The sequence below is a fragment of the Kitasatospora sp. NPDC057015 genome (assembly GCF_042673745.1).
GTDB lineage: Bacteria > Actinomycetota > Actinomycetes > Streptomycetales > Streptomycetaceae > Kitasatospora.
In genome coordinates, this window is sequence record NZ_JBHUSG010000109.1 from 1 (window position 1) to 5550 (window position 5550).

A 5550-nucleotide genomic window follows, 5' to 3' on the forward strand; every position below is an offset into this window, starting at 1 on the left:
CCACTGGATTATGCCGGTCAGCCCAGCGTTCGCAGGCCCGTCACCAGCACCTTCACCACCCCGGTCGGCATAACCCGCACATCGGCATAAGCAGATGACTTCGTCGCGATGTGCACCAGCCGTGAGCAGGCCGAGGAGGTCAAACAACGGCTGGCCGCATGGCTGACGCCCAGGGGGCTCGCCTTCCACGAGGACAAGACACGTATCGTCCACGCGGAGGCCGGGTTCGACTTCCTGGGGTTCAACGTCCGCCGGTATCACGGCAAGCTGCTGATCAAGCCGAGCACAGCGGCGCAACGACGGATCCGGGAACGGCTGCACGCCGAGATGCTGGCCCTGCGAGGGGCCAACGCTGCGGCCGTGCTCAAGAAGATCAACCCCATCGTGCGGGGTTGGTCGGCCTACTACCGGACGGTGGTGTCCAGCGAGATCTTCACGGCGCTGGACAACTACATGTGGACGCTCGCCTACAAGTGGGCCAAGCACAGCCACCCGAACAAGCCGAAGCACTGGGTCTCCAGCAAGTACTTCGGCAAGTTCAACAAGGCCAGGAAGGACCGGTGGGTGTTCGGCGACCGCGAGAGCGGTGCCTACCTGCTCAAGTTCTCCTGGACGAAGATCGTCCGGCACCAGTTGGTCAAGGGTAGGGCGTCTCCGGACGACCCGGCCCTGGAGTCGTACTGGGCCGAGCGGCGTCGCAAGGGACCACCTCCGCCAGTCGACGGCATGACCGTGCGCCTGCTTCAGGCTCAGCGCGGTCGTTGCCCGGTCTGCGGGGGACTCCTGCTGCACGCCGACCACCCGCCGCGAAGCCCCCAGGAATGGGAGACATGGCGGGCCGTCATCAGGAAGGCGATCTCCAAGCAGTACGTCGCGCTCCTCGGCGGGGGCACGCCGGGCGATCAACGAATCCGTCTTCTCCACACCCACTGTCATCGGCGGAACGGAGCCGCCGAGCTGACACGTCCAGCACCTTCGCCTGCCCGCGATCCCACGGGGCTTGCTTGAGCCGTGTGCGGCGAAAGCCGCCTGCACGGTTCTGAGGGGGCGGGGACGCAGCAATGCGTCCCCGCTACCCGACTGATCATTGGGACGGGCCGGTCCGCGATCGGCACGCTCGTCGAGCGCAGCAGCCGATCTGCACTCCTGGTGCATCTACCGAGGATGGAGGGCTGGGGCGAGGTGCCACCTGTGAAGAACGGGCCGCCGTTGGGCGGCTACGGCGCCGTCGCGATGAACACTGCTCTGACCGAGTCGATGACGAAGCTACCCGAGCAGCTCCGCAAAACCCTGACCTGGGACCGCGGGAAGGAACTTTCCGGGCATGCCCAGTTCGCGCTCGAGACAGGGACGAAGGTGTTCTTCGCCGATCCGCACTCGCCCTGGCAGCGACCCACAAACGAGAACACGAACGGGCTGCTGCGTCAGTACTTCCCGAAGGGCACGGACCTGTCCCGGTGGTCCGCCGGGGACCTCGAAGCCGTCGCCCTGGCGATCAATAACCGACCCCGCAAGATCCTTGGCTGGAAGACCCCGGCCGAGGTCTTCGAGGAGCAGCTACGCTCACTACAACAGCCCGGTGTTGCAACGACCGGTTGAACTCACCGAGTACACCTCTACCGAATTCCGGCACAAGACAAGGGAGTTGGGAATGCGCCAGTCGATGGGGCGCGTCGGCTCCTGTTACGATAATGCCGCCGCGGAGAGCTGGTTCGCTCTGTTCAAGGCCGAGATCGGCACCACGGTGTGGGCCACCCGGGCCGAAGCCCGGGCCGATGTCTTCTGCTTCATCGAAGTCGAATACAACCGCACCAGGCTCCGCAGGCATCCCGAGCTCGGATACCTCACCCCGATCGAAACCAGGGCCAGACTGCAGAGCGATTTCACCCCCGCAGCGTAGAAACCCGCTCTCCAAGATCAGGGGGGAACTTCATAGGGGTCCTACCCCTACATGATCAACAGTTGGCGCGCGCAGAGCAGTCCCCATCTTGCTTGAGCACCCATCTCCTCCTCGCCGGCGGCATGCTCGACGGCTCGGCGGCGAATCACGGGGCGTCCCAGCCGGCCGGCCGAGCTATGTTGGCAGGTGTGGTGGCGATATCTGCGTGCCCTGCTGCACTAGGTGACGATGGGAGCAAGGCATGGTAGCCGCCGACCGGGCGGAGGTTGTGCGGGGGTTTGCTTTCGTGGGCCGGGAGAAGGAACTGCGGTCGCTGGTGGGGGTGTTGTCGGTGCGCCCCGCAGTGGTTCAGGTGCAGGGGCAGGCGGGGATCGGGAAGTCGCGGTTGGTTGTGGAGGCGTGTGCGGTTCTGCGGGCCGAGGGTGTGCGTGTGATCACACCACGCACCAACGTCGGGAGCAGCGCGGTCGCCACCCACTGGCTCAGCCCCGACAACGGCATTCCCTTTCGTGCCTGAAGGTGCTTTAATCTGCCCATCATCATGCAGAAACTTGCAGTGGCAGTCCGCCGAGAGCACACTCGGCCCGCTGCGGCCGAAGCGCCCGGGGCAACCACTCCGAGCCACCGCACGATGCGGGACGAAGCCGAGATATCACGGACAGTCACCCCGTGCCCGTAAGTCCTCCAAGCGTCTCTGGGCCCGTCCGCCAGCGCCCGGGGATTCCTCTTGCAGTACGAATACGCGTCACGCCGGAAAGCCCAGCCGTTGGGCCGGCGAGGACCCGTCAGCGGGTCTCCCCCGTCCCCTCACGAGCTTTCACCTCCCGTAGGACCAGCGCGGTGCCGTGCCCTGCCCCCGGCAATGCAGTCGCGTTCACTTGAAGGAGTCATCGATGCGGTTGTTTCGCCAGCGAGGCCGCGACCTCGCCGTTCTGAGCGCCGTCGCCCTTGCGACGTCGCTGTTGTCGGGCACGACGGCGGTGACAGCCGCGCATGCGGCGCCGACACTGCCGGCGATCGTGCCCCAGCCGGTCTCCGAGTCGGCCGTCACGGGCAGCGGGTTCACCCTGGCCGCCGGGACGCAGATCGACGTGCTGTCCACCGACACGGCCGCGCTCGGCGTCGGCACCTACCTGGCGGGACTCCTGAAGCCCGCGACCGGGTTCACCCTCCAGGTGGTCAGCTCCACCCAGCCGGCGGGCAACGCGCTCGTCCTGGACCCCAACGGCCCGGCCACGCTCAAGGCGGAGGGCTACACCCTCACCTCGAAAAGCGGCGGCGTCACCGTGACGGCGCACGGCGCCGAGGGCCTCTTCCGGGGCGTCCAGACCCTGCGCCAACTGCTGCCGGCCGCAGTGGAGTCGCCCACGGTGAAGCCTGGGCCGTGGACGGTCGTGCCCGTGCAGATATCGGACTCGCCGCGGTACTCCTACCGCGGCGCGATGCTCGACGTCGCGCGCCGCTTCTACCCCGTGGCGCAGGTGAAGCGCTTCATCGACGAGTCCGCCGCGTACAAGATCAACACGCTTCATCTGCACTTGACCGACGACCAGGGCTGGCGGATCGCGATCGGCGCGCTGCCGAACCTGACCACGGTGGGCGCGAGCACCCAGACCGGCTTCACCGGCGGCACCTCTTGGTACTACACGGCGGCCGAATACCAGGACTTGGTGGCGTACGCGAAGTCGCGGTTCATGACGGTCGTCCCCGAGATCGACGGCCCGGGCCACAGCGGCGCGGCGCTGGCCTCGGTCGCCAACCTGAACTGCAACAACCAGACGACCGCACCGTACGCCGGCGACAACTGGGGCTTCAGCCTCTACTGCCTCGGCGACCCGCAGCACGTCGCCAACGTCAGCACCTTCCTGAACACCGTGATCAGCACGGTGGCGGCGCTCACCCCCGGCCCGTACATCCACGTGGGTGGCGACGAGGCTCCGGCGACCACGACTGCCCAGTACGCCGCGTACGTGTCGGCCGCCGCCTCGGCGACCACCGCCCAGGGCAAGACCCTGATCGGCTGGCACCAGCTCAGCCAGGGCACCCTCCCGGCGAACAGCCTGCTCCAGTACTGGGGCACCGACATCGACCGCACCTCCGTGGGCGCCCCGTGGGAGTCCGAGAATATCCAGCAGGTCCGTTCCGGGGTCGCGCAGGGCGCCAAGTTCATCATGTCCCCCGCGGACCACGCCTACCTGGACATGCAGTACAACTCCAGCACCCCCTACGGCCTGCACTGGGCGGGCTACGTCTCGGCCCAGAAGGCCTACGGCTGGGACCCGACGACGGTCACCGCCAAGACCGACGGCAGCTCGTCGGTCGTGCCAGCTGCCCAGATCGCCGGCGTGGAGGCCGCACTCTGGACCGACAACGCATACTCGCCCAGCAGCAGCACACCCGATTCCGGCAGCCAGTTCCCCGAACCGTCCGTCTACGCCGACCACATGAGCTTCCCGCGGCTGCCGGCCATCGCCGAGATCGGCTGGTCGCCGCAGTCCACCCACGACTGGACCAACTTCAGCCAGCGCCTCGCCGCCCAGGGGCCGCGCTGGACCGCCGCCGGCATCGCCTTCTACGCCGCCCCCGACATCACCTGGCCGAGCACCCCCGGCACCCTGAACGGCGTCCACACCGTCACCACCGGCGGCCAGGCCCTGGACGACCCGGCCAGCTCCACCACCAACGCCCTTCAGATGGACACCTGGGCCCTGCACGGCGGTAACAACCAGAAGTGGACCTTCACCCAACAGCCGGACGGGTCCTACACCCTGGCCAACGGCGCCTCCGGGCTCTGCCTCGACGTGAACGGCGGCTCGACGTCCCCCGCGGCGACCGTGATCCAGTACACCTGCGGCGGCGGCCTCAACCAGCGCTGGAAGGCCGTGGCACTGCCCGGCGGCGGCTACACCCTGGCCTCGGCCAAGAGCGGGCTGCTGCTGACCACCGCTTCGGCCGCCGACGGCGCCCTGGTGACCCAGCAGACCGACACCAACTCGGCCCTGCAGCACTGGACGATCACCTGATGTGACCTGTACCGGGCCGGAACCGGCCCGGCCGGGCCGCCCCCACGGGGGCAGGGCGCCCGCCCCGTCCGAGCGGGCGCCCACCGGCATGCGTCGGGCCGGAGCACCTGCTTTCACCGTGCCTTCGGTGCACATGTCCGACGGAGCGTCCACCTGAGGTTCCCCCGGTGTGCGGGAGGTGCTGATCAGCTGGTCAGAGTGGGTTGACCGGGTTTCAGGTTCGCTTGTTCGGTCGTCGCCTGGTCGGCGTAGTGCTTCTCCTCGAACTCGATGGGACTGAGGTAGCCGAGGCGTTTCTGGATGCGTCGGCTGTTATAGAAGCCATCGATGTACTCGAACAGCGCGAGGTTGGCCTCAGCCCGGGTGGCGAAGACACGTCCGCGTACGCACTCGGTCTTGATAAGCATCCACAGATTCTCCGCGAGGGCGTTGTCGTAGCTGTCGCCCACGGACCCCATTGACCCCTCAATACCCGCACGCACGAGCCGTGTTGTGAGCTTGATGGACGTGTATTGACAGCCGTGGTCGGCGTTGATGGATCAAGGTGCCGGGCACGGGCTCACGGCTGGCCAGGGCGTACTCCAGGCAGGACAGGACGAGGTCGGCGTCTGCACGGGCGGAGGTCTC

At 67.5% G+C, this 5550-nt stretch carries 5 protein-coding genes and 1 pseudogene; 5 read left to right on the forward strand and 1 reads right to left on the reverse strand.

The features are described from left to right. Nucleotides 1-108 precede the first annotated feature (108 nt). From ACFTWP_RS41175 to ACFTWP_RS41195, 5 genes and pseudogenes are all read left to right on the forward strand, one after another. On the forward strand, nucleotides 109-1008 hold the full coding sequence (locus ACFTWP_RS41175) for a group II intron maturase-specific domain-containing protein (RefSeq protein ID WP_380270316.1): 900 nt from the start codon (nucleotides 109-111) through the stop codon (nucleotides 1006-1008). A 72-nt stretch (nucleotides 1009-1080) separates the two neighbouring features. Continuing rightward, nucleotides 1081-1599: pseudogene (locus ACFTWP_RS41180) on the forward strand (IS30 family transposase); the annotation flags it as partial. 52 nt (nucleotides 1600-1651) lie between these two features. Beyond that, on the forward strand, nucleotides 1652-1900 hold the full coding sequence (locus tag ACFTWP_RS41185; protein ID WP_380270317.1) for an integrase core domain-containing protein: 249 nt from the start codon (nucleotides 1652-1654) through the stop codon (nucleotides 1898-1900). 241 nt (nucleotides 1901-2141) lie between these two features. Next, nucleotides 2142-2417 carry a hypothetical protein gene (locus tag ACFTWP_RS41190; RefSeq protein WP_380270318.1) on the forward strand — a complete coding sequence of 92 codons (276 nt, stop codon included), beginning with the start codon at nucleotides 2142-2144 and terminating at the stop codon, nucleotides 2415-2417. 376 nt (nucleotides 2418-2793) lie between these two features. Then, on the forward strand, nucleotides 2794-4923 hold the full coding sequence (locus ACFTWP_RS41195; protein WP_380270319.1) for a family 20 glycosylhydrolase: 2130 nt from the start codon (nucleotides 2794-2796) through the stop codon (nucleotides 4921-4923). Between the two features lie 185 nt (nucleotides 4924-5108). Here the strand turns inward: ACFTWP_RS41195 and ACFTWP_RS41200 are convergent, their stop codons facing one another. Then, nucleotides 5109-5405, reverse strand: a complete 297-nt coding sequence (locus ACFTWP_RS41200) for a transposase (protein ID WP_380270320.1) — start codon at nucleotides 5403-5405, stop codon at nucleotides 5109-5111. Nucleotides 5406-5550: the final 145 nt, after the last annotated feature.

Excerpts from the sequence above, each read along its gene's own strand:
- ACFTWP_RS41175 (WP_380270316.1), top strand. The coding sequence starts at position 109 with ATGTGCACCAGCCGTGAGCAGGCCGAGGAGGTCAAACAACGGCTGGCC.
- ACFTWP_RS41185 (WP_380270317.1), top strand. The coding sequence starts at position 1,652 with ATGCGCCAGTCGATGGGGCGCGTCGGCTCCTGTTACGATAATGCCGCC.
- ACFTWP_RS41190 (WP_380270318.1), top strand. The coding sequence starts at position 2,142 with ATGGTAGCCGCCGACCGGGCGGAGGTTGTGCGGGGGTTTGCTTTCGTG.
- ACFTWP_RS41195 (WP_380270319.1), top strand. The coding sequence starts at position 2,794 with ATGCGGTTGTTTCGCCAGCGAGGCCGCGACCTCGCCGTTCTGAGCGCC.